The organism is Ruegeria sp. AD91A, assembly GCF_003443535.1.
Classification (GTDB): Bacteria; Pseudomonadota; Alphaproteobacteria; order Rhodobacterales; family Rhodobacteraceae; genus Ruegeria.
The window spans coordinates 3,466,428-3,489,050 of the sequence record NZ_CP031946.1 but is presented as its reverse complement, the minus strand read 5'-3'; the positions used below and the strand labels follow the sequence as shown (position 1 = coordinate 3,489,050).

Genomic DNA, 22,623 nt, shown 5'->3' with positions numbered 1-22,623 from the left:
CTTTGATAGAAGTAAGCAAGCGTAGGATGGGGTTTCACCCCATCACTCACTCAACGACCCTACCCGAACACCCGCACGATCTGTTCCCGCGCACCAAACCACTTCCTAACTTCAACCTCTCAAATGATGGGGTGAAACCCCATCCTACGGCTCTCCGAACGTGCCATCGGTGACCACACCACTCCACTCCGGATCAACCCGGCCTGCGCGAATATCACGATGGATCGACGAATACGGCCAATCGGTAGAGTGTTTCCCCGGCCGGCTCATGAATGCGACCGCCAAGAAGCAGCGGCTCAACATAAAATACATCGGACTGATTGTCGGGGCAGCACTTTGCCAGATCGGTTTCCGCGAAACCTTCCGACCCGACCCAATAAGCCCGGTCACCGAGCTTTCTGATCGGGGCTCACTGCACCAAAGTCCACAGGAATCGGGTTCAACCTCTTCTGTCAGGTCCTGTTCCCGCTCTCTGAGTTCCAGCGACAGCTCGTGCATTACTGGGTTTAGAAACCAGGCCGTAAACCACACCGCGTTTGGCCAGGGTGTGGTTTTCACGGCTACAGAAGAAGTTTGATACTCTCACTTGTCACCCGGCCCCAACACTGCTAAACGCACCCAATCTTGCGGCCTCGGATTCGTTCCGGGGCCTTAGATATTTTGAACCGGGGACCTTCGGGGCCCTATACCCTTGGCACCTACGGGGGCCTATCACATAGCGGGGAAACCCCCGCACTTGCTAAACGGAAGACAGAAAGCATGGCACTCAAGTCGTACAAGCCGACGACGCCGGGCCAGCGCGGGCTGGTGCTGATCGACCGTTCGGAGCTTTGGAAAGGACGTCCGGTCAAGTCTCTCACTGAGGGTTTGACCAAATCGGGCGGCCGGAACAACACCGGACGGATCACTTCACGCCGCCGCGGCGGTGGCGCAAAGCGTCTCTACCGGATCGTTGACTTCAAACGGAACAAATTTGATGTCGCGGCAACCGTTGAACGGATCGAATATGACCCGAACCGGACCGCATTCATCGCACTGGTAAAATACGAAGACGGCGAGCAGGCGTATATCCTGGCTCCGCAGCGTCTGGCTGTTGGTGACAAAGTCGTGGCATCCGCCAAGGCCGACATCAAGCCGGGCAACGCAATGCCGTTCTCGGGCATGCCCATTGGTACCATCGTCCACAACATCGAGATGAAGCCTGGTAAGGGCGGTCAGATCGCACGTGCGGCCGGTACTTACGCTCAGTTCGTTGGTCGCGATGGCGGCTACGCTCAGATCCGTCTGAGCTCGGGCGAGCTGCGCATGGTCCGTCAGGAATGCATGGCCACCGTCGGTGCCGTGTCCAACCCCGACAACAGCAACCAAAACCTCGGTAAAGCCGGTCGTATGCGCCACAAAGGCGTGCGCCCGTCGGTTCGTGGTGTTGCAATGAACCCGATCGATCACCCGCACGGTGGTGGTGAAGGTCGTACCTCGGGTGGCCGTACACCGGTTACTCCATGGGGTAAGGACACCAAGGGTAAGCGTACCCGCAACAAGAACAAAGCGTCCCAGAAGCTGATCATCCGCTCGCGGCACGCCAAGAAGAAGGGACGTTAATCTATGTCTCGCTCTGTTTGGAAGGGTCCTTTCGTCGATGCTTACGTGCTTAAAAAAGCCGAAGCAGCGCGCGAGTCGGGCCGCAACGAAGTCATCAAGATCTGGTCGCGTCGTTCCACCATTCTGCCCCAGTTCGTGGGTCTGACCTTTGGTGTGTACAACGGCCATAAGCACATTCCCGTCAACGTCTCGGAAGACATGATTGGTCAGAAGTTCGGTGAGTATTCGCCAACTCGTACCTATTACGGTCACGCCGCTGACAAAAAAGCGAAGCGGAAGTAAGTCATGGGCAAGGAAAAGAACCCCCGCCGCGTGGCTGAAAACGAAGCAATGGCGAAAACGCGCATGCTTCGCACCAGCCCGCAGAAACTGAACCTGGTTGCGCAAATGATCCGCGGCAAGAAAGTCGAGAAGGCTCTGACCGACCTGACTTTCTCGAACAAGCGTGTCGCGCAGGACGTCAAGAAGTGCCTGCAGTCCGCAATCGCGAACGCCGAGAACAACCACAACCTGGACGTTGACGAGTTGATCGTCGCCGAAGCATGGGTTGGCAAAAACCTGGTCATGAAGCGCGGTCGTCCGCGTGCCCGTGGCCGTTTCGGCAAAATCATGAAGCCGTTCTCGGAGATCACCATCAAGGTGCGTCAAGTTGAGGAGCAAGCCTAATGGGACATAAAGTCAATCCGATCGGCATGCGCCTTCAGGTCAACCGCACCTGGGACAGTCGCTGGTACGCTGACACCAAGGATTACGGTGATCTTCTGCTGGAAGACATCAAGATCCGTGAGTTCATTCAGAAAGAGTGCAAACAAGCCGGTGTTGCACGTGTGATCATCGAACGTCCGCACAAGAAGTGCCGCGTCACGATCCACACCGCACGTCCGGGCGTCATCATCGGCAAGAAAGGTGCGGACATCGAAGTTCTGCGCAAGAAGCTTGCTGGTATGACCGACAGCGAACTGCACCTGAACATCGTCGAAGTGCGCAAGCCCGAGCTTGACGCGCAGCTGGTTGCCGAGTCCATCGCTCAGCAGCTGGAGCGTCGTGTTTCGTTCCGTCGCGCAATGAAGCGCTCGGTTCAGAACGCCATGCGTATGGGCGCCCTGGGTATCCGGGTGAACGTCGCTGGCCGTCTGGGCGGTGCTGAAATCGCACGGACCGAGTGGTACCGCGAAGGCCGCGTGCCTCTGCACACCCTGCGTGCCGACATCGATTACGCACATGCCGAAGCGATGACCCCCTACGGGATCATCGGGATCAAGGTCTGGATCTTCAAAGGTGAGATCATGGAGCACGATCCGCAGGCACGTGACCGTAAAGCACAGGAACTCCAGGACGGCCCTGCACCTCGTGGTGCTGGTGGCGGTCGTCGCTAAGGAGGGAAAGATATGCTTCAACCAAAGCGTACTAAATTCCGCAAGATGCACAAAGGCCGGATCAAGGGTGAAGCCAAGGGCGGCTCTGATCTGAACTTTGGCACTTACGGTCTGAAAGCTCTGCAGCCCGAGCGCGTCACCGCGCGTCAGATCGAAGCTGCACGTCGTGCCATGACCCGTCACATGAAACGTCAGGGTCGTGTCTGGATCCGTATCTTCCCCGATACTCCGGTCACTGCAAAGCCGATCGAAGTTCGTATGGGTAAAGGTAAGGGTTCGGTCGACCGCTGGGTTTGCAAGGTCAAGCCCGGTCGCGTGATGTTCGAGATCGACGGCGTCAATGACGACATCGCCCGTGAGGCCCTGCGCCTGGCCGCGATGAAGCTGCCGATCAAGACCCGCGTCGTGGTTCGCGAAGACTGGTAAGCGCTTGGGGTTTCGACCCCAGTCGTGACAAGATTGACCCTCGTCGGGAAACCGGCGGGGGTTTTTCTTTGAAGGACCTACCCACAATCGACATAAGCCGCACCTCCCCCGTGGCGCCTTGAAACAGACAAAGCGCGGGTCCGTTCTTAATCTGGCCCAAAATGTCCCGGAGCGCGAGGCAGAGCCTCGCAAATCCCCCATCGCCTTCCGCACATCACTGGTCTAAGAGAGAGCCCATGCCACAGATTGAATCGCTTTTCGTCACCCGCCTATACCGCGCCTCCTTGTCCGAATTCGATCCGAAGATCGATGCGGAAGAGTTGGAAAACTCTTGCCTTGTCATTGCAGAGGATGACGAGGCCGGACAGAATTGGTGCGAACAGAATGGTTATCCCGGCTATACCAGCTATGCATCGCTGACCGACTTGCCGTGGCGGTTTCCGATATTCGCCGATCTCGTCAAAGTACTGGACCAACATGTGGCTGCCTTTGCCAAAGACCTGGAGTTCGACTTGGGCGAAGGAGAGCTTAAGCTGGAGGACCTGTGGATCAACATCCTGCCCGAGGGCGGGATGCATTCCAGCCACCTGCACCCGCACAGCGTCATTTCGGGTACGACCTACGTGGCAATGCCCGAAGGGGCCAGTGCGCTGAAACTGGAAGATCCGCGTTCAGGCCGCATGATGGCCGCACCGACACGGCTCAAAGACGGGCGGTGTGACCTGCAACCCTTCATTTATATGAAACCACACGTCGGAGACGTCCTGCTCTGGGAAAGCTGGCTGCGCCACGAGGTGCCGATGAACATGGCCGAGGATGAGCGGATCAGCGTCAGCTTCAACTACAAGTGGGAGTGAGCCCCGGTTCATGACACACGGGTCACCCCAGTGAAGCGATTGCGAGACGAACGGACGGTGCCCATTCCGGTCACGATTCACAAGAAGTTACCGATAGACCTTGCAATATGCGCCAACATGGCCCATGTGAACCACGCATACGTTTTTCTATTTCGACCACTGTCTCCCGTTATTCGGCGTTCAGTCTCTCGATCCAGACCGACTACGCCGCGCTGTCGCAATTCCGCGGACAGCAATTTATTAGGAGACTACGGATATGGCCAATGGCACCGTAAAATGGTTCAATACAACTAAAGGTTTTGGCTTCATCGCACCGGAGACCGGTGGCAAAGACGTGTTTGTACACATCTCTGCTGTTGAGCGCTCGGGTCTGACCGGCCTGGCTGACGACCAGAAAGTAACATTCGACATCGAACCCGGCCGTGACGGTCGTGAGTCGGCTGTGAACATCGCTCTGGCGTAAGTCACACAGACTTAGACAGTTGAAGACGCGGTCTCGTGCAAACGAGGCCGCGTTTTGTGTTTGTGGGGAAATCGGGTCGTACTCAACTACGCAGCTACTCCACTCTAAAACAGCGGTTGCAGACACTTGTTGCCAATTGACTAGGTAGCTGATTGGAATACCAGCTAGCGACCTCATCGATAAAGCGTGAAAAAGGGAAGGAGCTATAAGTATTTAGTATTTGAGGACAGGTGGCGTATTGCACGCAAGTTTGGTGTCACCGATTTTGTTGAATCAGGATGAGCAAGCCGTCTACGCGGTCAAAGCATGCGTTCTACCAACGCTTACGGATGCGATTTTGATTTTGATTTTTGCGCCGACACTAATGATGTTTCCTTGGCTTGTTATTCATTTCGCTTTTCGAAGAACCTATTACGTCATCACTACGTAAAGAGTTCTCGTGTAGGATGCGGGTGGTGTAATCGGCGAGGCGCGTTTGAGTGACATCGACAGAATCCGTGGGTCACGTTCTGCTTTGATGTTGATGGGTGCGGACACTAGATTGTGGTTGCCACGCCTTCCAGATGCCTGGCATTTTGAAGGAATCATTACTCGGGTTATGGCTAAAGTGGGTCACAGAAAGTAGTGGGCGAATGCCCACGCTCACACACCCGCCAAACTTCCTCTTGCCACCCACTGCTGAACCCCCTATAGAGCGGCATCTTGCGTTCCCCCGGCTGAGTCGGGGGATTCGTATGTCTATCATTCATCCACCAGGTCAAAGGTGACCCGTGTACGGGGCCTTCTGGTGTTTTGAGCAAAGGAAAAAGGCGATGAACGCCCAAGAACTGCGTGACAAGACCCCGGACCAGCTCCGCGAGGAACTGGCCAACCTGAAGAAAGAAAGCTTTAACCTGCGCTTTCAACAGGCAACCGGTCAGCTGGAAAACACTGCTGGTATCAAAGCGGCCCGCCGCAATGCCGCCCGCGTCAAAACCATTCTGAACGAAAAGGCCGCTGCTGCGGCATCGGAGGAGTAATCCTATGCCCAAGCGTATCCTGTCCGGAATCGTAACTAGCGACGCCAACGAGCAAACCGTGACTGTTTCGGTTGAACGCCGTTTCAAGCACCCGCTGCTGCATAAAACCGTTCGTAAGTCCAAGAAGTACCGGGCTCATGACGAAAAGAACGCCTTCAAGGTCGGCGACACCGTACGCATCATCGAATGCGCGCCGAAATCGAAGACGAAACGTTGGGAAGTTCTGGAAGCGTAAGCTTTCAGGATTTTTCCATTTGTCGAAACCCTGGGGGATCTAACCAGACCAGCCCCCACAGGTCGGGAGAAACCACATGATCCAGATGCAGACCAATCTGGATGTCGCTGACAACTCCGGCGCACGCCGAGTTCAGTGCATCAAGGTCCTGGGTGGTTCCAAGCGTAAATACGCCTCCGTCGGCGACGTCATTGTCGTCTCGGTGAAGGAAGCCATCCCACGCGGCCGCGTAAAGAAAGGGGACGTCCGTAAGGCCGTCGTCGTACGCACCGCCAAGGAAGTCCGTCGTGAAGACGGCACCGCGATCCGTTTCGATCGCAACGCCGCCGTCATCCTGAACAACAACAATGAGCCGATCGGTACCCGTATCTTTGGCCCCGTTGTCCGTGAACTGCGCGGCAAGAACTTCATGAAAATCATCTCGCTGGCTCCGGAGGTGCTGTAATCATGGCTGCTAAACTCCGCAAAGGCGACAAAGTCGTCGTGCTGGCCGGCAAGGACAAGGGCAAAGAGGGGACTATTACCTCGGTTGATCCATCCGCCGGTAAAGCTGTTGTTGATGGCATCAACATCGCCATCCGCCACACCCGTCAGTCGCAGAACTCGCAAGGTGGTCGCCTGCCTCAGGCAAACCCGATCGAGCTGTCGAACCTGGCACTGCTGGACAAGAACGGCAAAGCAACCCGTGTTGGCTTCCGCATGGAAGGTGACAAGAAGGTCCGCTTCGCCAAGACCACAGGGGACGTGATCGATGCTTGATAACGCAACTTACACCCCGCGTCTGAAAGCTCAGTACGCCGAAACCATCCGTGCCGCTCTGAAAGAAGAGTTCGGATACAAGAACGATATGCAGCTGCCCAAGCTGGAAAAAATCGTTCTGAACATCGGTTGTGGTGCTGAGGCCGTCAAAGACTCGAAGAAAGCGAAAGCTGCTGTCGAGGATCTGACTGCGATTGCCGGTCAAAAGGCCGTTGCAACCAAGGCGAAGAAGTCGATCGCGGGATTCCGCGTCCGTGAAGACATGCCGCTGGGCACGAAAGTGACCCTCCGCGGTGACCGGATGTACGAATTCCTGGATCGTCTGATCACCATCGCGCTGCCGCGCGTTCGTGACTTCCGCGGTGTTAAACCTTCTTTCGATGGTCAGGGCAACTTTGCCATGGGCATGAAAGAGCACATCGTGTTCCCGGAAATCGACTTCGACAAGGTCGACGAGGTCTGGGGCCTGGATATCGTAATTGCCACCACAGCGAAAACCGACGCTGAAGCAAAGGCATTGTTGAAAGCTTTCAACATGCCGTTCAACGCGTAAGCGCCGGGAGGATTGAGACATGGCTAAAAAAGCAATGATCGAACGCGAGAAGAAGCGCGAACGCCTGGTGGCCAAATATGCCGCAAAGCGCGCCGAGCTGAAAGAAATCGCGAATGACGAGAGCAAGCCGATGGAAGAGCGCTTCAAAGCGCGTCTGAAACTGGCGAAACTGCCGCGCAACAGCTCGGCTACTCGTCTGCACAACCGTTGTCAGCTGACCGGTCGTCCTCACGCTTACTACCGTAAGCTGAAGGTCAGCCGTATCGCGCTGCGCGAGCTGGGTTCTGCTGGTCAGATCCCCGGCATGGTGAAATCGAGCTGGTAAGGGAGACATAGATATGAACGATCCTATCGGCGATATGCTCACCCGTATCCGCAACGCGCAAATGCGCGGCAAGTCCACCGTTTCCACCCCAGCTTCCAAGCTGCGTGGTTGGGTTCTGGACGTGCTGGCGGACGAAGGTTATATTCGTGGCTACGAAGCGACGACCGGTGAAAACGGTCATCCGGCCATCGAAATCAGCCTGAAATACTACGAAGGCACCCCTGTCATTCGCGAATTGAAGCGGGTCTCGAAGCCCGGTCGCCGCGTATACATGGGCGTCAATGACATCCCGCAGGTCCGTCAGGGTCTGGGTGTGTCGATTGTCAGCACTCCGAAAGGTGTGATGTCGGACGCAAACGCTCGCTCCAACAATGTTGGCGGCGAAGTGCTCTGCACCGTCTTCTAAGGAGGTCTGCAATGTCTCGTATTGGTAAAAAACCGGTCGAGCTGCCCAGCGGCGTTTCCGCCTCTGTGTCGGGTCAGACCATCGAAGTCAAAGGTCCGAAAGGCACCCGCAGCTTCACCGCGACTGATGATGTAACGCTTTCGGTCGAAGACAACGTTGTGCAGATCAACCCTCGTGGGATGTCCAAGCGCGCGCGCCAGCAGTGGGGCATGAGCCGCACTATGGTTGCCAATCTTGTTGAAGGCGTAACCAACGGCTTCAAGAAAGAGCTGGAGATCCAGGGTGTTGGTTACCGGGCTCAGATGCAGGGCAACACCCTGAAGCTGAACCTGGGCTACAGCCACGATGTTGATTTCACAGCTCCGGAAGGTGTCACCATCACCGCGCCGAAGCAGACCGAGATCGTTGTGGAAGGTATCGACCAGCAGCAGGTGGGCGAAGTCGCGGCCAAAATCCGCGAATGGCGCCGTCCCGAGCCGTACAAAGGCAAGGGCATCCGCTATAAGGGCGAGTTCATCTTCCGCAAAGAAGGCAAGAAGAAGTAAGGACGCAAACCATGGCAAACAGCAAAAGAACCCTGTTTCTGAAGCGCCGCCTGCGCGTTCGGAACAAACTTCGCAAGGTCAACGCGGGTCGTCCGCGTCTGTCCGTACACCGTTCGAACAAGAACATCTCTGTTCAGCTGATCGACGACGTGCGTGGCGTGACCTTGGCCTCGGCCTCGACCCTGGAAAAGGATCTGGGTGTCGTTGGCAAGAACAACGTCGAAGCGGCCACCAAAGTGGGCGCGGCCATCGCCGAGCGTGCCAAGAAGGCAGGCGTCGAAGAGGCCTATTTCGATCGTGGCGGCTTCCTGTTCCACGGCAAAGTGAAGGCAGTCGCCGACGCTGCGCGTGAAGGTGGTCTGAAGATCTAAGACTTGCGGGCGGGTTTCGATCCGCCCCGATGATCCGGGGGCCTTGGCAATGCCGGGGCCCACTTGGATTGAACAAACGGTGCCGAGAGCGCCATATGAGAAAAGGGATGCCAAATGGCAGAACGTGAAAACCGTCGGGGCCGTGGCCGCGACCGTGAAGAAACACCGGAATTTGCAGATCGTCTGGTTGCGATCAACCGCGTGTCGAAAACCGTAAAAGGTGGTAAGCGCTTTGGCTTCGCCGCTCTGGTGGTTGTCGGCGATCAGAAAGGCCGCGTCGGCTTTGGCAAAGGTAAAGCGAAAGAAGTACCTGAAGCCATCCGCAAAGCGACCGAGCAAGCCAAGCGTCAGATGATCCGCGTACAACTGCGCGAAGGTCGGACCCTGCACCACGATATCGAAGGCCGTCACGGCGCCGGTAAAGTGGTTATGCGCAGCGCTCCTGAAGGTACCGGTATCATCGCCGGTGGCCCGATGCGTGCCGTGTTCGAAATGCTGGGCGTCAAGGACGTTGTGTCCAAGTCGCTGGGCTCGCAGAACCCGTACAACATGATCCGCGCCACCATCAACGGGCTGACCAAAGAGCAGAGCCCGCGTTCGGTTGCACAGCGTCGTGGCAAAAAGGTTGCTGACATCCTGCCCAAGCGGGACGAAACACCGGCTGCTGCTGAAGCAGAAGCATAAGCATAAGGAGAGCGACCCATGGCAAAAACCATCGTCGTCAAGCAGATCGGCTCGCCGATCCGCCGCCCCGCAGAACAGCGCGCGACCTTGATCGGTCTGGGCCTGAACAAGATGCACAAAACCCGCGAGCTGGAAGACACTCCTTCGGTCCGCGGCATGGTCAACAAGATCCCGCATCTGGTTGAGATCATCGAAGAGCGCGGCTAAGCGCGACTTCTTCAAGAACTTTGGAAACGCCTCTGACACCGGTCAGGGGCGCTTTTTCTTGCCTTTAAGTACAATTTAAGTATCGTTTTGATCTATTTTGTTTAAAGAGTGAGAAAAGATGAGACTATTCCTTACCGCCATTTGTGTGACAGTTATTGGTGTCACTGCACATGCAGCGTGCCCTAGCAAGGCTCCAAAACTAGCAAAAAGCAATTTCTCAGACGGGGACCAAAAGGTGAATGCGGCTTGGCTGCAAAAGAACCTTGGGGGGCACAAAGTCGTATACGCTGGCAAAGACACTGAAACATATTTCGCCGATGGATCCTATTCCTACAAAAGTAAGGGACAAACTTGGAAAGCAAATACCTACAAATTCTACGATAACGGAATGCGGTGTATCGGATACCAAAAACCGCGTTTTGACCTTTATGTTGTGAACGACGGCAAGCTGGTTTTAGTAAACGAGAAAAAAGAGCGCTACGTCGGCCAAATACGAAAATAGGTATTTTCGGCAACATGCAGGGTGAGACAGCAGTCTTGTATGGCTAAGTGTACCCAATACGGAAATGGAACTCCCTATACATAACCGGGGATGTAAAGATTCGCTTTTCAGTTTTCGGGCTGCTTTGGGTTCGCTCAAACCGAACGCATGCTGTTGATTACCAATCGCATGGAATTCATGAATTGCGTGCGCTCAGCTTCGTTCAATATCTGTAGCGCATCAGCATTCACGGTCTGGGCGGCCTCATAGGCGCGGTTTCGAAGTGCGGTGGCCTTCTCGGTCAACCAGATCAATTGCGCCCTGGCGTCAGCGGGACTCTTTGTTCTTTTAATCAGGCCGTCGCGCTCCATTCGGTTGAGCGTGTTGGCCAAAGTCGCCTGTTCGACGTCAATTTTGGCCAGCAGATCCTTTTGGGTGACCCCGTCTTTGAGCCAAAGCTCCAGCAAGACTGGGAACTGTCCTACAACGATGCCCAAAGGCGCAATGCGCTGCTGCAGCTCTTTAGCAAACAATCGCGCCATGTGATTGACCAGATATCCGGCCGAGTTCTCTTTTTCGAAGTCCATGTTCGAGATTTACACTTGAATAGCATGCTATTCAATATTATATAGCTTGCTATGTGAATGAACCAAGAGGAATAGAAATGGCTCATATCGAAGAATTGGACACAATCGTCACCTTGGCAGATCAGATGCAGAGTGAAGAAGGTCCGGTGGTGCTGATCAACCTGTTCACGGTGGACGCGGAAGACGAAAAAGCGCTGCTTGAGGCATGGTCACATGATGCAGATTTCATGAAGTCCCAGCCAGGATACATCTCCACCCAGCTCCATCAGGGCATCGCGGGCAGTTCAACCTTTGTGAATTACGCGATCTGGCAGGACGTCAAAAGCTTTCGCGACGCGTTCACCCATCCTGAGTTCCAACGTCGGATTGCGGACTATCCATCAAGCGCAGTAGCCCGGCCACATCTTCTTCGAAAACTCGCAGTCGAAAACCACTGCGTCGCCTGAAATAAAAACCGGAGCAGCCCCATGTTTAGAGCAATTCACCCCATCGCCGGAGTCATCGGATTTCTTACAATCCTCGTGTTCTGGACTTCCACCTTGTACAGCGAGTTGTTTGCAACCCATGCGACCGTCGCCGCTGTAAAGTCCATGATCGTCAGCGGTCTCTTTGTTCTGGTGCCTGCTATGATAATTGTCGGCGCGTCCGGTATGTCCCTTGGGCGCCGCCGCAAAGATGCGCCAGCGCTTGCCAAGAAGAAGCGGATGCCGATCATAGCGATGAACGGGTTGCTCATCCTGGTTCCGGCCGCCATCTACCTCAGCGCAAAGGCAAACGCTGGCTCCTTTGACACCAGCTTCTATACTGTACAGATCGTCGAACTGATTGCTGGCGCAACCAATCTGACGCTGATGGGGCTCAGCATTCGTGACGGCCGGGCGATGACTGCCCGCAAAAAAATGCGGGCAAGAAGTGAAAGCAGCATTTGATTGCAATGGGCCAGCGAAATGTACAGCCATTCAATAGATGCATATCGGCTAGACCAAAAGTTCCGTTGTTAGCGATACCAAACACACCTATCTCAACCTTGTCCAAACAAGGAACACACAAGGAAACGTCGGGGAATTCGCCCTGATTTGAGAAAGGAACACAGAAATGACAACAGCAACACTGACCCATACCGGCTTCAACTTCGGCACCCGGATCAAGGACATGATCGAACGGATCAAAACGGCGCGTGCACGTGCGGCTGAGTATCAGCGCACCTATTCCGAGTTGCAGCACCTGAGCAACCGCGAACTGGATGACATCGGCATTCGCCGTTGCGACATCGCGGATATTGCACACAAGCACGTATACTGCTCGTAACCGCAAATACCTGCAAACCAACTTAAAGGCGCCATACGGCGCCTTTTCTGCTTTCTGAAATAGACTCCCACCCGGTGTGAAGGGCTCTCAGGGGCGCCCTGAGCGCTAAAAACATGCGCGTCATACCCCCTTCCGCGGCTGCAACTATTTCGTCGCCCTACGGCGCTAAAATCAACGTAATGGTTCGATTGAAGCTGCCACGCGGCCCAGCAGCACCGGGAAACACTACCAAGAAACAATCTCGGCAGAAACCTGGGCTGCGCCAATCCGTTCTTTCGCCACGATCCATAGGACAAGCGCGAGCGTCCTTAAACGCGCCACACGACGCAGAATACTTCTGTCACCTGAGAAAATGTTTGATCCAACCATCTACGGCCCTCCTGCGGCCTCTCAAAGGCGGTTCAGATCCTTCCCATTTCAACCGTCCAGCCACAGCCCACCTGAATCGTCCTGGGCAGCGTTCAACCCGGTTCCAGTACCTGAAACGAAATCGGCCCCGGCGGGTTGAACCGCCGAGGCCGTGAATAGTCGCAGTAAGCGCCGGATCAGAGACCGGTGCTTACGTCGATGGTGTTACCCTCTTCCAGGGTCACATATGCTTTCTTGACGTCTTTCCGACGGCCCAACTGGCCACGGAACCGCTTGACCTTGCCTTTGGTCACGGTTGTGTTCACCGCCTTGACCTTCACACCAAACAGCGCCTCAACGGCCTCTTTGATCTGCGGCTTGTTGCTGTCGATCGCCACTTCAAAGACAACCGCGCCGTTTTCGGACGCCATGGTCGACTTTTCGGTGATGATCGGCTTGCGGATCACGTCGTAGTGTTCTGCCTTCGCGCTCATTTCAGTCGAGCCTCCAGTGCTTCGACAGCCGCTTTGGTGAGCACCAGAGTGTCACGCTTGAGGATGTCATAGACGTTTGCGCCCATCGAAGGCAGGATATCCAGACCCTCGATGTTCTTGGACGCTTTCAGGAACCCTTCGTTCACAGTCGCGCCGTCGATGACCAGAGCGCGTTTCCAGCCCAGGTTTGCAACCTGTTTGGCCAGAGCGGCAGTCTTGCCTTCGGCTTCGGCGTTTTCGATCACAACCAGTTCACCGGCTTTGGCTTTTGCCGATAGAGCGTGGCGCAGGCCAAGCTTGCGGAACTTCTTCGGCAGGTCATGACCGTGCGAACGCACGACGGGGCCTTTGTAGATACCACCACCACGGAAGATCGGCGCATTACGGTCACCATGGCGTGCGCCACCGGTGCCCTTCTGGCGATAGATCTTCTTGGTTGAGTAGCTGGTTTCCGAGCGGGTTTTGACCTTGTGGGTGCCGGCTTGCGCGTTGTTGCGCTGCCAACGGACCACACGGTGCAGGATGTCCGCGCGCGGCTCGAGGCCGAACAGGTCTGCATCCAGCTCGATGTTGCCGGCTTTGCCGCCGTCCAGTTTGATTACATCAAGTTTCATGCTTCACCACCTTCCGCGGGAGCTTCTTCCGCAGGTGCTTCGGTTGCAGCCGATTTCACAGCAGCCGGGAAAGGCAGGCCTTCCGGTGCTTTCTTCTTGACGGCGTCCTTGACGGTAACCCAGCCCGATTTCGGTCCGGGAACGGCGCCTTTGATGAAGACCAGACCACGGTCGGCGTCAGTTTTGACGACTTCCAGGTTCTGGGTGGTTACACGGGCAGCACCCATGTGACCGGCCATCTTCTTGCCTTTGAAAACCTTGCCCGGGTCCTGACACTGACCGGTCGAACCGTGCGAACGGTGGCTGATCGAAACACCGTGCGAGGCGCGAAGACCACCGAAGTTGTGGCGCTTCATTGCACCGGCAAAGCCTTTACCGATCGAAGTACCCGAAACGTCAACTTTCTGACCTTCCAGGAAGTGTTCTGCCGAAATCTCGGCGCCCACTTCGATCAGGCCATCTTCGGAGACGCGGAACTCGGCCAGCTTACGCTTGGGCTCGACCTTTGCAGCGGCATAGTGACCGCGCATGGCCTTCGAAGTGCGTTTTGCCTTGGCAGCACCTGCGCCCAGCTGAACGGCGGTGTAACCGTCTTTGTCAGCGGTACGCTGTGCAACGACCTGCAGGCCGTCCAGGTGAAGAACGGTCACAGGAATCTGCTTGCCGTCTTCCATAAACAGGCGGGTCATGCCAACTTTTTTTGCGATAATACCAGAGCGCATAATCTATACCCTCCGATCTTACGACTGCAGCTTGATCTCGACGTCCACACCAGCGGCGAGGTCGAGCTTCATCAGCGCGTCAACGGTCTGGGGGGTCGGATCAACGATGTCGAGCAGACGCTTGTGCGTGCGGATCTCGAACTGGTCGCGGGATTTCTTGTCAACGTGAGGGCCACGGAGAACCGTGAACTTCTCGATCTTGTTCGGCAGCGGGATCGGGCCGCGCACGTTCGCGCCGGTCCGCTTGGCAGTGTTGACGATCTCTTGCGTGCTGGCATCCAGAACGCGATAGTCAAATGCCTTCAGCCGAATACGGATGTTTTGGCTTTGCATATTAACAGCCTTTTATCAGGCGTTGAGGTTGAGAGGAGGACAAGCGCGCATCGCCAACCCTCATCGAACCCAAAAGGCGGGAATCACCCCGCCTTGATGTTCTTGTAGAGAACTCGCGCGATCTACAGGGGTTGATGGGGTTTGGCAAGGCCTATTTACTTGGACTTTCACCTGAAGTGTGCTTCTCAACCTGCTCTTCAGTGATGACGACTTCTGCAAGCGCATTCGCGAGACCCTCAGCCTCCCTCCAACACCGAAAAAGCTCTTCATGCAAGTCTTCTAAGTCCGCGATCATATCGTCCCGGCCCTCTTCGGATTGAACCTTGAAGTTGTGGCGTTCAAAAAAACCCATGAAAGAGCTTGTTTTTCGCAATTAAACCTCGTTTGAACTGACTAATGACTAGATCGTCTTCAAAGCGCAATTCTTGTTTTAACATCGCCAAGACTCTGCCCAACGTACTGGATTCGATAGTTTCTAGAGCCATTGCGGCCGCCTTCGGGTCCTGCTCGACATACCAATTATTGTTATGTCCCTTGCTTGCCAGAACAACAGTTCCGAGCGCGGTTTCGAAAAGCTGCGCAGCTTCTGCAGTTATTCCAAATTTTGCATAGAGCTGATCTCTACTCGCCATACGAAAACCTTTTTCATGTAAAGTAACTTATTACAAGAAAAAGGCCGCCCGATTTGGGGCGGCCTTCTTTAGTTCATCGATGTGCCGGGCTGAAGCCCGGCCTACCGATTATTCTACGATCTTCGACACAACGCCGGCGCCGACAGTGCGGCCGCCTTCGCGGATGGCGAAGCGCAGGCCCTGCTCCATCGCGATCGGTGCGATCAGCTCAACCTCGAACGACACGTTGTCGCCAGGCATAACCATCTCGGTGCCAGCCGCCAGGGTCACGGTGCCGGTCACGTCAGTTGTACGGAAGTAGAACTGAGGACGGTAGTTCGCGAAGAACGGAGTGTGACGACCGCCTTCTTCCTTGGTCAGGATATAGGCTTCGGCTTCGAACTTGGTGTGCGGTGTAACCGAACCCGGCTTACACAGAACCTGGCCACGCTCAACACCGTCACGGTCGATGCCGCGCAGCAGGGCGCCGATGTTGTCGCCCGCTTCACCGCGATCCAGCAGCTTGCGGAACATTTCAACACCAGTACAGGTGGTTTTCTGAGTGTCGCGGATGCCGACGATTTCGATCTCGTCGCCAACGTTGATCACGCCACGCTCGACACGACCGGTCACAACGGTACCACGACCCGAGATCGAGAACACGTCTTCGACCGGCATCAGGAACGGCTGGTCAACAGCGCGCTCAGGTGTCGGGATGTACTCGTCCACGGCAGCCATCAGCTTGCGGATCGATTCTTCGCCGATTTCCGGCTTGTTGCCTTCCATCGCGGCCAGAGCCGAACCTGCGATGACAGGAATGTCGTCGCCGGGGTAGTCATACGAAGACAGCAGCTCGCGGATTTCCATTTCCACCAGTTCCAGCAGTTCTTCGTCGTCAACCTGATCCACTTTGTTCATGAACACGACCATCGTCGGGATGCCAACCTGGCGGCCCAGCAGGATGTGCTCGCGGGTCTGCGGCATCGGGCCGTCAGCAGCGTTCACAACCAGGATCGCGCCGTCCATCTGTGCGGCACCGGTGATCATGTTCTTGACGTAGTCGGCGTGGCCGGGGCAGTCGACGTGCGCATAGTGACGCGTGTCGGTCTCGTATTCCACGTGGGCGGTCGAGATGGTGATGCCACGTGCTTTTTCTTCAGGCGCGCCGTCAATCTGGTCATACGCTTTGAAGTCACCGAAATACTTGGTGATTGCTGCGGTCAGCGTGGTCTTGCCGTGGTCAACGTGGCCAATCGTGCCGATGTTGACGTGCGGCTTATTACGCTCAAACTTTTCCTTTGCCATGATGGCCTCCTTTTTCGGTAATGAAGAGAGCCCGTGAACCGAGCTCCCTCAAATCTTCGCTTATGCGTATTTCGCCTGGATCTCGTCCGAGATGTTCTGCGGAACCGGATCGTAATGGTCGAACTGCATGGTAAACTGGGCACGGCCCGACGACATCGAACGCAGGGTGTTGATGTAGCCGAACATGTTCGCCAGCGGAACGAATGCGTCGATCGCGATTGCGTTGCCGCGCGGCTCCTGACCAGACACCTGGCCACGACGCGAGGTCAGGTCGCCGATGATACCACCGGTGTATTCTTCCGGAGTGATCACTTCGACCTTCATGATTGGTTCCAGCAATTTCGCGCCGGCTTTGCGCATGCCTTCACGCATACACATGCGACCCGCGATTTCGAACGCCAGAACGCTCGAGTCAACGTCGTGGAACTTACCGTCCAGCAGGGCAACCTTGAAGTCGATCACGGGGAAGCCAGCCAGAGGGCCGCTGTCCATAACCGACTGGATGCCTTTTTCGACACCCGGAATGTATTCCTTTGGAACGGCACCACCAACGATGCGGGACTCGAAGGAGTAGCCTTCGCCCGGCTCGGTCGGAGTGATCTCAAGCTTGACCTCGGCGAACTGACCCGAACCACCCGACTGTTTCTTGTGGGTGTAGGTGTGCTCGACCGGCATCGAGATGGTTTCACGATAGGCCACCTGCGGCGCACCGATGTTGGCCTCGACCTTGAACTCGCGCTTCAGACGGTCAACCAGGATGTCCAGGTGAAGTTCGCCCATGCCCTTCATGATGGTCTGACCTGATTCCAGGTCAGTTTCCACGCGGAAGGACGGGTCTTCTGCGGCCAGACGGGCCAGACCCTGTGACATCTTTTCCTGGTCGCCCTTGGTCTTGGGCTCGACCGCGATCTCGATCACCGGATCGGGGAAGGTCATGGTTTCCAGAACCACCGGATCCTTGGCGTCACACAGGGTGTCACCGGTGGTGGTGTCTTTCAGACCCGCCAGCGCGATGATGTCGCCAGCAAACGCTTCTTCGATCTCTTCCCGGTTGTTCGAGTGCATCATCATCATACGACCGATGCGCTCTTTCTTACCTTTGGTCGAGTTCAGGATCGAGTCACCTTTGTTCATGGTGCCCGAGTAGATCCGGGTGAAGGTCAGCGAGCCAACGAAGGGGTCGTTCATGATTTTGAACGCCAGGCCCGAGAACGCCATATCGTCATCCGCGCGGCGCGGAATGTCACGAACTTCTTCCTCGTCGCCGGGTTTGAAACCCATGTAGTCGACAACGTCCAGCGGGCTGGGCAAATAGTCGATCACAGCGTTGAGCAGCGGCTGAACGCCTTTGTTCTTGAACGCCGAACCACCCAGAACCGGAACGAACGCGATTTCCAGAGTACCTTTACGCAGCAGGGCGCGCAGGGTCGGAACGTCGGGCTCATTGCCTTCCAGGTATTCCATCATCGCGTCGTCGTCCATTTCGACGGCCGCTTCGATCATCTTACCGCGCCATTCGTCAGCCATGTCTTTCAGGCTGTCACGGATCGGTGCTTTGACCCAGCTTGCGCCCAGGTCTTCGCCCTGCCACAGCCATTCTTCCATGGTGACCAAGTCGATCAGGCCTTCCAGCTCGGTCTCTGCGCCGATCGGAATACCAACCGGAACAGCACGTGCGCCAGTACGGTCTTCGATCATTGCAACGCAGTTGAAGAAGTCTGCGCCGATCTTGTCCATCTTGTTGACGAACACCATACGCGGAACCTTGTAGCGGTCAGCCTGACGCCACACGGTTTCGGTCTGGGGCTCAACACCGGCGTTTGCGTCCAGAACGCAGACAGCACCGTCGAGAACCGCCAGCGAGCGTTCAACTTCGATGGTGAAGTCAACGTGGCCGGGGGTGTCAATGATGTTCAGGCGGTGCTTGGGCGAGTCAGCAGTTTCACCGTCTTCGGTGCGTTCCCAGAAGGTGGTGGTCGCAGCCGATGTGATAGTGATGCCGCGTTCCTGTTCCTGCTCCATCCAGTCCATGGTGGCTGCACCATCGTGCACCTCACCGATGTTGTGGGATTTACCAGTATAATACAGGATACGTTCCGAGCAGGTCGTCTTGCCTGCATCGATGTGCGCCATGATACCGAAGTTACGGTATAGTTCGAGCGGATATTCGCGTGCCATTTGGATAAGCCTCTAGAATTACCAGCGGTAATGGCTGAAGGCTTTGTTCGCCTCGGCCATCTTGTGGGTGTCTTCGCGCTTCTTAACGGCAGTACCGCGGGACTGTACGGCGTCCAGCAGTTCACCGGCGAGGCGTTCTTCCATGGTGTTTTCGTTGCGGCCGCGCGCAGCGGTGATCAGCCAGCGGATGGCCAGTGCTTCGCGGCGCTCGGGGCGCACTTCGACCGGAACCTGGTAGGTTGCACCACCAACCCGGCGCGAGCGAACCTCGACCGACGGTTTGATGTTGTCGAGCGCTTCGTGGAACACTTCGACAGGAGCGCGCTTCACCTTGTTCTCAACGCGGTCAAACGCGTTGTAAACGATGCGCTCTGCGACCGACTTCTTGCCGTCGATCATCAGGTTGTTCATGAATTTTGTCAGAACCTTATCGCCAAATTTGGCGTCAGGCAGGACTTCGCGTTTTTCGGCGGCGTGACGACGTGACATATCAGCCTCTCCTTCTTACTTGGGACGCTTCGCGCCGTATTTCGAACGACGTTGCTTACGATCTTTGACGCCCTGAGTATCCAGAACACCGCGCAGGATGTGGTAACGCACACCGGGAAGGTCTTTCACACGACCGCCACGGATCAGAACAACCGAGTGTTCCTGCAAGTTGTGGCTTTCACCGGGGATGTACGAGATGACCTCGAATCCGTTGGTCAGGCGCACCTTGGCAACCTTACGCATCGCCGAGTTCGGCTTCTTGGGCGTTGTGGTATAGACACGTGTGCAGACACCGCGTTTTTGCGGGCACTGCTCCAGGTGCATGGACTTCGAGCGTTTTACTTTCGGCTGCCGCGGTTTGCGGATCAGCTGTTGAATAGTTGGCATTCCGGTTCTTTCCCCGTTTTGCAACACACATGACATGCACGCGCGTCGCGTGCGGCTAAATTCGCTGCACTTATGCGTCCACAAGCGCAAAACCCACGAGCGTTCCCATTCCGAGGTGAACGTCGCGGTTGTTTCTCAGAGGGCGCGAACTGCAAAATTGTCCGGGCCTTGACCAGTTCATTACTGGAATCGGCTACGGGGCGGCCCCCGGCACCGAGATGACGCGCGTATAGGGGGAGTCGTCCCGAGTGTCAACAGCTGTACACCAACGCCCCCGCGCTCGCGTTGTGTCGGGTGTATCGGATTGCCTTATAACGCGCCACCGTCCCTGTTGCGGCTGAACCGTAGCACGGGCATAGTCGTGTGGAATACCTGCTGATGGATTACAGATGCAAGTGATTGGCCTTTGCCGATTTTCCTATCCCGCAACGGGCGGCTTTCGGTTGAATCGGGATACAATCGAAGAGCAGCGGCAGTTTCTGTTTGCCCCTGACCGGCTGGAAGAGCGCTTTCACCTGTTTGAGACCATCACTCTGCCCAGCTTTCGCACCCAGACAGATGAGGCGTTTGAGCTGTTGGTGTTAACGGGGACTTGCCTCCCTCAGATCTATGCGGACCGGCTGCGCGATCTGACCGCCGGGATCAAACAGATCCGTGTCATTGAAAAGGAACCTGGAGATCATAAGCAGATTATGCGTGAGGTACTGAACACCGCGCGAGCGAATCCGCATCAGCCTTGCGTGCAGTTTCGACATGACGACGATGACGCCGTTTCCGTTGATTTCATAGAATGCCTCCGCGCCGCTGTTCATGAGAATGCGGGACTGATGCAGCAGAGCGAGTCTGTCGGCATAGATTTCAATCACGGTTTCATCGCCCGGCGCGAGGCACGAGGGTTTCAGGCCGCTCGGGTCTATCGGTCGTTGCTGGGTGTTGGCCTGGGTATGTATGTTCAGGCCGGCAGCAGTCGGACAATCTTTGACCGGTTGCACAACAGGCTGGCCCGGTTCATGCCTGTGGTCAGCTATCCGGACACGCCCATGTGGGTAAGGATGCTTCACGCGTACAACGACTCGGACCACGCGCGCAAAGATACCAGTGAGTTATCATCTTTCACGCCACAGCAGGCAGAAGACCTGCGGGCACGGTTCTTGATCGACCCGGACGCGTTCGACGTCAAATATGCAGCGCGCTGAGAAAATGCAGGTTATCGGTCTTTGCAGGTTTTCCTATCCCGCAATTGGCGGTTTTCAGACAACGCACGAGAGTGTCGAAGACAGACGGCGATTTCTGTACCAGCACGACAGGTTGGAAGAGCGGTTTCGCCTGTTTGAGACGGTCGCACTGCCCGGTTTCAAAAAACAGTCTGACGACGATTTCCAGTTGATAATCGTGGTCGGCGATTGCTTGCCCAAATTGGCATATGACCGCCTCAACGATCTGACCGGGGGTTTTAAGCAGGTGCGCATAGTCGCGAAACCTCCGGGGCGACACAGGAAAGTCATGCAGGATGTCCTGAATTCGGCGCGGAACAATCCCGATCAACCCTGCCTTCAGTTTCGACACGACGACGATGATGCAGTGGCCGTGGATTTTGTCGAACGGCTCCGAGGTTGTGTCAGGGACTGCGTCGGCTTGTTTGAAAAGCGCGCTATGGTCGCTGTTGATTTCAATTCCGGTTATCTGGCCCGTGCCACTGCTGATGGTATACAAGCCGCTCGCGTACACCGCCCGTTGATAACAGCCGGACTTGGAATGTACGTGCGGGGTGGGCAGCAGAAATCGATCATGAATTTTGCCCATAACAGGATCAACCGAGCGATGCCCGTTGTGACGCGACCGGATACTCCGATGTGGGTACGGGGATTGAACCGGTTCAATGACTCACCACGAACCAGAAAGATCGATGTCGGGCTTACACCTCTTACCCGGCAGCAGGAGCTCGAGTTTCAAACCCGTTTCGCCATTGATCAGGACATGGTCAGACGGAGTCACGCCAAGCCCTGACGCGCACGTGCCCGGAACAACGTAAATAACCCGGCACCCACGATCAGGGCGGCACCCAGCATCGTCAGATTGTCGGGCCATTCGTCAAACACGACCCAACCCAACCCGAGCGCCCAGATCAGGCTGGAATATCTGAACGGCGCAATAAATCCGACATCCCCCTGACGCATGACCATGACGCTGAACAAATAGCCAAGCAAAACAAACACGGCCGCCGCCGCGACCAGGGAACCCGCTGTTGCCGAAACCGGAACCCATCCTTCGAAAACCGAGGCTATTGCTGCGGCCCCTGCAATGGAAACCGAAGTGGCCAACGTAACCAGCATCGATGGCACGTCGGTTGACATACGTCGCGTGACAAGGTCCCGAACTGTAATCGAAGCCACTGCAACCAGCGCATAGATGGAATACACACTGAATCCCTCTGGCCCGGGTCTTACGATCAGAAGCATTCCGACGAAACCCACGGCGATAGCCAGTGAGCGTCGCCAACCAACCTGTTCGGAAAAAACCAAAGCCGCACCCAAGGTTACCGTAAGAGGCAATGCCTGAAGAATGGCCGTAACATTGGCAAGGGGCATGTTCTTCAGCGACGTCAGGAAAAAGAAAGTCGCGGCCAGCTCTGCAAGGCAGCGAAGTGCAACCAGCCACTTGTCATGGCGCGAAAAATTCAGATGCAACGTGCCCAAAGACCGGGCAAGTACATAGATCAGAAAAACCGCCAAGAACCCGCGCAGGGCCACCAACTGAAACAAAGGCAGATCCTGCAAGGTAACCTTCACCAGCGTGTCGTTCAGGGTAAATGCAGCCATGCTGCCCATCATCAGCAAGGCGCTTTTTGTGTTTGGAGTCATGCTGTTTCAAGCTCCGGGGCTATTGATCGCCCCGCATTGGCCAAGGACTTGAGCCGGATGTCAATATCGCACCATGC

At 56.0% G+C, this 22,623-nt stretch carries 35 protein-coding genes; 24 read left to right on the top strand and 11 right to left on the bottom strand.

Going from position 1 to position 22,623, the window contains the following annotated elements:
* Window positions 1-759: 759 nt before the first annotated feature.
* From rplB to D1823_RS17470, 19 genes are all read left to right on the top strand, one after another.
* Entirely contained in the window at window positions 760-1,602 is an 843-nt protein-coding gene (gene rplB, locus D1823_RS17565; protein ID WP_008757664.1) for a 50S ribosomal protein L2, read from the top strand.
* Between the two features lie 3 nt (window positions 1,603-1,605).
* Window positions 1,606-1,884, top strand: a complete 279-nt coding sequence (rpsS, locus tag D1823_RS17560; protein ID WP_010437056.1) for a 30S ribosomal protein S19 — start codon at window positions 1,606-1,608, stop codon at window positions 1,882-1,884.
* Between the two features lie 3 nt (window positions 1,885-1,887).
* On the top strand, window positions 1,888-2,268 hold the full coding sequence (gene rplV, locus D1823_RS17555) for a 50S ribosomal protein L22 (RefSeq protein ID WP_039538267.1): 381 nt from the start codon (window positions 1,888-1,890) through the stop codon (window positions 2,266-2,268).
* Window positions 2,268-2,978, top strand: a complete 711-nt coding sequence (gene rpsC / locus D1823_RS17550) for a 30S ribosomal protein S3 (RefSeq protein ID WP_117872244.1) — start codon at window positions 2,268-2,270, stop codon at window positions 2,976-2,978. Before rplV ends, rpsC begins: the two co-directional genes overlap by 1 nt.
* 12 nt (window positions 2,979-2,990) lie before the next feature.
* Window positions 2,991-3,404 (top strand): 50S ribosomal protein L16, encoded by a 414-nt coding sequence (rplP, locus tag D1823_RS17545; RefSeq protein WP_117872242.1) that lies wholly within the window; start codon window positions 2,991-2,993, stop codon window positions 3,402-3,404.
* Between the two features lie 236 nt (window positions 3,405-3,640).
* Window positions 3,641-4,261, top strand: coding sequence for a 2OG-Fe(II) oxygenase family protein (locus D1823_RS17540; protein WP_117872240.1), 621 nt, complete (start codon window positions 3,641-3,643; stop codon window positions 4,259-4,261).
* A 256-nt stretch (window positions 4,262-4,517) separates the two neighbouring features.
* The gene (locus D1823_RS17535; RefSeq protein WP_010437077.1) at window positions 4,518-4,724 is read left to right on the top strand and encodes a cold-shock protein; all 207 of its coding nucleotides are present in this window, start codon (window positions 4,518-4,520) and stop codon (window positions 4,722-4,724) included.
* Between the two features lie 812 nt (window positions 4,725-5,536).
* The gene (gene rpmC, locus D1823_RS17525) at window positions 5,537-5,743 is read left to right on the top strand and encodes a 50S ribosomal protein L29 (RefSeq protein WP_010437082.1); all 207 of its coding nucleotides are present in this window, start codon (window positions 5,537-5,539) and stop codon (window positions 5,741-5,743) included.
* A gap of 4 nt (window positions 5,744-5,747) precedes the next feature.
* On the top strand, window positions 5,748-5,978 hold the full coding sequence (rpsQ, locus tag D1823_RS17520) for a 30S ribosomal protein S17 (RefSeq protein WP_039538279.1): 231 nt from the start codon (window positions 5,748-5,750) through the stop codon (window positions 5,976-5,978).
* A 76-nt stretch (window positions 5,979-6,054) separates the two neighbouring features.
* A complete protein-coding gene (gene rplN / locus D1823_RS17515) occupies window positions 6,055-6,423 on the top strand; it encodes a 50S ribosomal protein L14 (RefSeq protein WP_068340767.1) in 369 nt (122 codons plus the stop codon).
* 2 nt (window positions 6,424-6,425) lie between these two features.
* Window positions 6,426-6,737 (top strand): 50S ribosomal protein L24, encoded by a 312-nt coding sequence (gene rplX, locus D1823_RS17510; RefSeq protein ID WP_117872236.1) that lies wholly within the window; start codon window positions 6,426-6,428, stop codon window positions 6,735-6,737.
* Complete coding sequence (gene rplE / locus D1823_RS17505) at window positions 6,730-7,290, top strand: 50S ribosomal protein L5 (protein ID WP_050605834.1); 561 nt, start codon at window positions 6,730-6,732, stop codon at window positions 7,288-7,290. Before rplX ends, rplE begins: the two co-directional genes overlap by 8 nt.
* Window positions 7,291-7,309: 19 nt before the next feature.
* Window positions 7,310-7,615, top strand: coding sequence for a 30S ribosomal protein S14 (gene rpsN / locus D1823_RS17500; RefSeq protein ID WP_010437098.1), 306 nt, complete (start codon window positions 7,310-7,312; stop codon window positions 7,613-7,615).
* A gap of 13 nt (window positions 7,616-7,628) precedes the next feature.
* On the top strand, window positions 7,629-8,021 hold the full coding sequence (gene rpsH, locus D1823_RS17495) for a 30S ribosomal protein S8 (protein ID WP_010437099.1): 393 nt from the start codon (window positions 7,629-7,631) through the stop codon (window positions 8,019-8,021).
* An 11-nt stretch (window positions 8,022-8,032) separates the two neighbouring features.
* Entirely contained in the window at window positions 8,033-8,566 is a 534-nt protein-coding gene (gene rplF, locus D1823_RS17490; RefSeq protein WP_010437101.1) for a 50S ribosomal protein L6, read from the top strand.
* An 11-nt stretch (window positions 8,567-8,577) separates the two neighbouring features.
* Window positions 8,578-8,937, top strand: a complete 360-nt coding sequence (gene rplR, locus D1823_RS17485) for a 50S ribosomal protein L18 (protein WP_010437103.1) — start codon at window positions 8,578-8,580, stop codon at window positions 8,935-8,937.
* Between the two features lie 114 nt (window positions 8,938-9,051).
* Window positions 9,052-9,621 carry a 30S ribosomal protein S5 gene (gene rpsE, locus D1823_RS17480; protein WP_117872234.1) on the top strand — a complete coding sequence of 190 codons (570 nt, stop codon included), beginning with the start codon at window positions 9,052-9,054 and terminating at the stop codon, window positions 9,619-9,621.
* Window positions 9,622-9,639: 18 nt separating this feature from the next.
* Window positions 9,640-9,828, top strand: coding sequence for a 50S ribosomal protein L30 (gene rpmD, locus D1823_RS17475; RefSeq protein WP_008757946.1), 189 nt, complete (start codon window positions 9,640-9,642; stop codon window positions 9,826-9,828).
* 118 nt (window positions 9,829-9,946) lie between these two features.
* Window positions 9,947-10,330: a hypothetical protein gene (locus D1823_RS17470; protein WP_117872232.1), complete on the top strand. Its 384-nt coding sequence runs from the start codon at window positions 9,947-9,949 to the stop codon at window positions 10,328-10,330.
* Window positions 10,331-10,464: 134 nt separating this feature from the next.
* On the opposite strand, the gene D1823_RS17465 is transcribed toward D1823_RS17470, so the two are convergent.
* Window positions 10,465-10,896, bottom strand: coding sequence for a MarR family winged helix-turn-helix transcriptional regulator (locus tag D1823_RS17465; protein WP_117872230.1), 432 nt, complete (start codon window positions 10,894-10,896; stop codon window positions 10,465-10,467).
* A 77-nt stretch (window positions 10,897-10,973) separates the two neighbouring features.
* Between D1823_RS17465 and D1823_RS17460 the strand changes: the two genes are divergently transcribed.
* From D1823_RS17460 to D1823_RS17450, 3 genes are all read left to right on the top strand, one after another.
* Entirely contained in the window at window positions 10,974-11,342 is a 369-nt protein-coding gene (locus tag D1823_RS17460; protein ID WP_117872228.1) for an antibiotic biosynthesis monooxygenase, read from the top strand.
* 21 nt (window positions 11,343-11,363) lie between these two features.
* Entirely contained in the window at window positions 11,364-11,825 is a 462-nt protein-coding gene (locus D1823_RS17455; RefSeq protein ID WP_117872226.1) for a hypothetical protein, read from the top strand.
* A 166-nt stretch (window positions 11,826-11,991) separates the two neighbouring features.
* Window positions 11,992-12,204, top strand: a complete 213-nt coding sequence (locus tag D1823_RS17450; RefSeq protein WP_117872223.1) for a DUF1127 domain-containing protein — start codon at window positions 11,992-11,994, stop codon at window positions 12,202-12,204.
* 545 nt (window positions 12,205-12,749) lie between these two features.
* Here the strand turns inward: D1823_RS17450 and D1823_RS17445 are convergent.
* The 9 genes from D1823_RS17445 to rpsL form a co-directional block, all read right to left on the bottom strand.
* Window positions 12,750-13,046 (bottom strand): 50S ribosomal protein L23, encoded by a 297-nt coding sequence (locus D1823_RS17445; RefSeq protein ID WP_008757532.1) that lies wholly within the window; start codon window positions 13,044-13,046, stop codon window positions 12,750-12,752.
* The gene (gene rplD, locus D1823_RS17440) at window positions 13,043-13,660 is read right to left on the bottom strand and encodes a 50S ribosomal protein L4 (protein WP_010437039.1); all 618 of its coding nucleotides are present in this window, start codon (window positions 13,658-13,660) and stop codon (window positions 13,043-13,045) included. The genes D1823_RS17445 and rplD overlap by 4 nt, the downstream gene beginning before the upstream one ends.
* Window positions 13,657-14,382: a 50S ribosomal protein L3 gene (rplC, locus tag D1823_RS17435; protein ID WP_117872221.1), complete on the bottom strand. Its 726-nt coding sequence runs from the start codon at window positions 14,380-14,382 to the stop codon at window positions 13,657-13,659. Before rplC ends, rplD begins: the two co-directional genes overlap by 4 nt.
* Before the next feature lie 18 nt (window positions 14,383-14,400).
* Window positions 14,401-14,715: a 30S ribosomal protein S10 gene (gene rpsJ / locus D1823_RS17430; RefSeq protein WP_008756422.1), complete on the bottom strand. Its 315-nt coding sequence runs from the start codon at window positions 14,713-14,715 to the stop codon at window positions 14,401-14,403.
* A 338-nt stretch (window positions 14,716-15,053) separates the two neighbouring features.
* Entirely contained in the window at window positions 15,054-15,347 is a 294-nt protein-coding gene (locus D1823_RS17420; protein ID WP_117872217.1) for a hypothetical protein, read from the bottom strand.
* Window positions 15,348-15,455: 108 nt separating this feature from the next.
* Entirely contained in the window at window positions 15,456-16,631 is a 1,176-nt protein-coding gene (gene tuf, locus D1823_RS17415) for an elongation factor Tu (RefSeq protein ID WP_117869839.1), read from the bottom strand.
* A 60-nt stretch (window positions 16,632-16,691) separates the two neighbouring features.
* Entirely contained in the window at window positions 16,692-18,809 is a 2,118-nt protein-coding gene (fusA, locus tag D1823_RS17410; protein WP_117872215.1) for an elongation factor G, read from the bottom strand.
* Window positions 18,810-18,827: 18 nt separating this feature from the next.
* The gene (gene rpsG, locus D1823_RS17405) at window positions 18,828-19,298 is read right to left on the bottom strand and encodes a 30S ribosomal protein S7 (protein WP_010441203.1); all 471 of its coding nucleotides are present in this window, start codon (window positions 19,296-19,298) and stop codon (window positions 18,828-18,830) included.
* A 15-nt stretch (window positions 19,299-19,313) separates the two neighbouring features.
* Window positions 19,314-19,685 carry a 30S ribosomal protein S12 gene (rpsL, locus tag D1823_RS17400; protein WP_005621086.1) on the bottom strand — a complete coding sequence of 124 codons (372 nt, stop codon included), beginning with the start codon at window positions 19,683-19,685 and terminating at the stop codon, window positions 19,314-19,316.
* A 389-nt stretch (window positions 19,686-20,074) separates the two neighbouring features.
* Here rpsL and D1823_RS17395 point away from each other — a divergent pair, with 389 nt between their 5' ends.
* Window positions 20,075-20,881, top strand: a complete 807-nt coding sequence (locus D1823_RS17395; protein ID WP_117872213.1) for a putative rhamnosyl transferase — start codon at window positions 20,075-20,077, stop codon at window positions 20,879-20,881.
* Window positions 20,868-21,692 (top strand): putative rhamnosyl transferase, encoded by an 825-nt coding sequence (locus tag D1823_RS17390; protein WP_366140794.1) that lies wholly within the window; start codon window positions 20,868-20,870, stop codon window positions 21,690-21,692. Before D1823_RS17395 ends, D1823_RS17390 begins: the two co-directional genes overlap by 14 nt.
* On the opposite strand, the gene D1823_RS17385 is transcribed toward D1823_RS17390, so the two are convergent.
* Window positions 21,677-22,546, bottom strand: coding sequence for a DMT family transporter (locus D1823_RS17385; RefSeq protein ID WP_117872211.1), 870 nt, complete (start codon window positions 22,544-22,546; stop codon window positions 21,677-21,679). The two genes, D1823_RS17390 and D1823_RS17385, sit on opposite strands and share 16 nt — an antisense overlap.
* Window positions 22,547-22,623 lie beyond the last annotated feature (77 nt).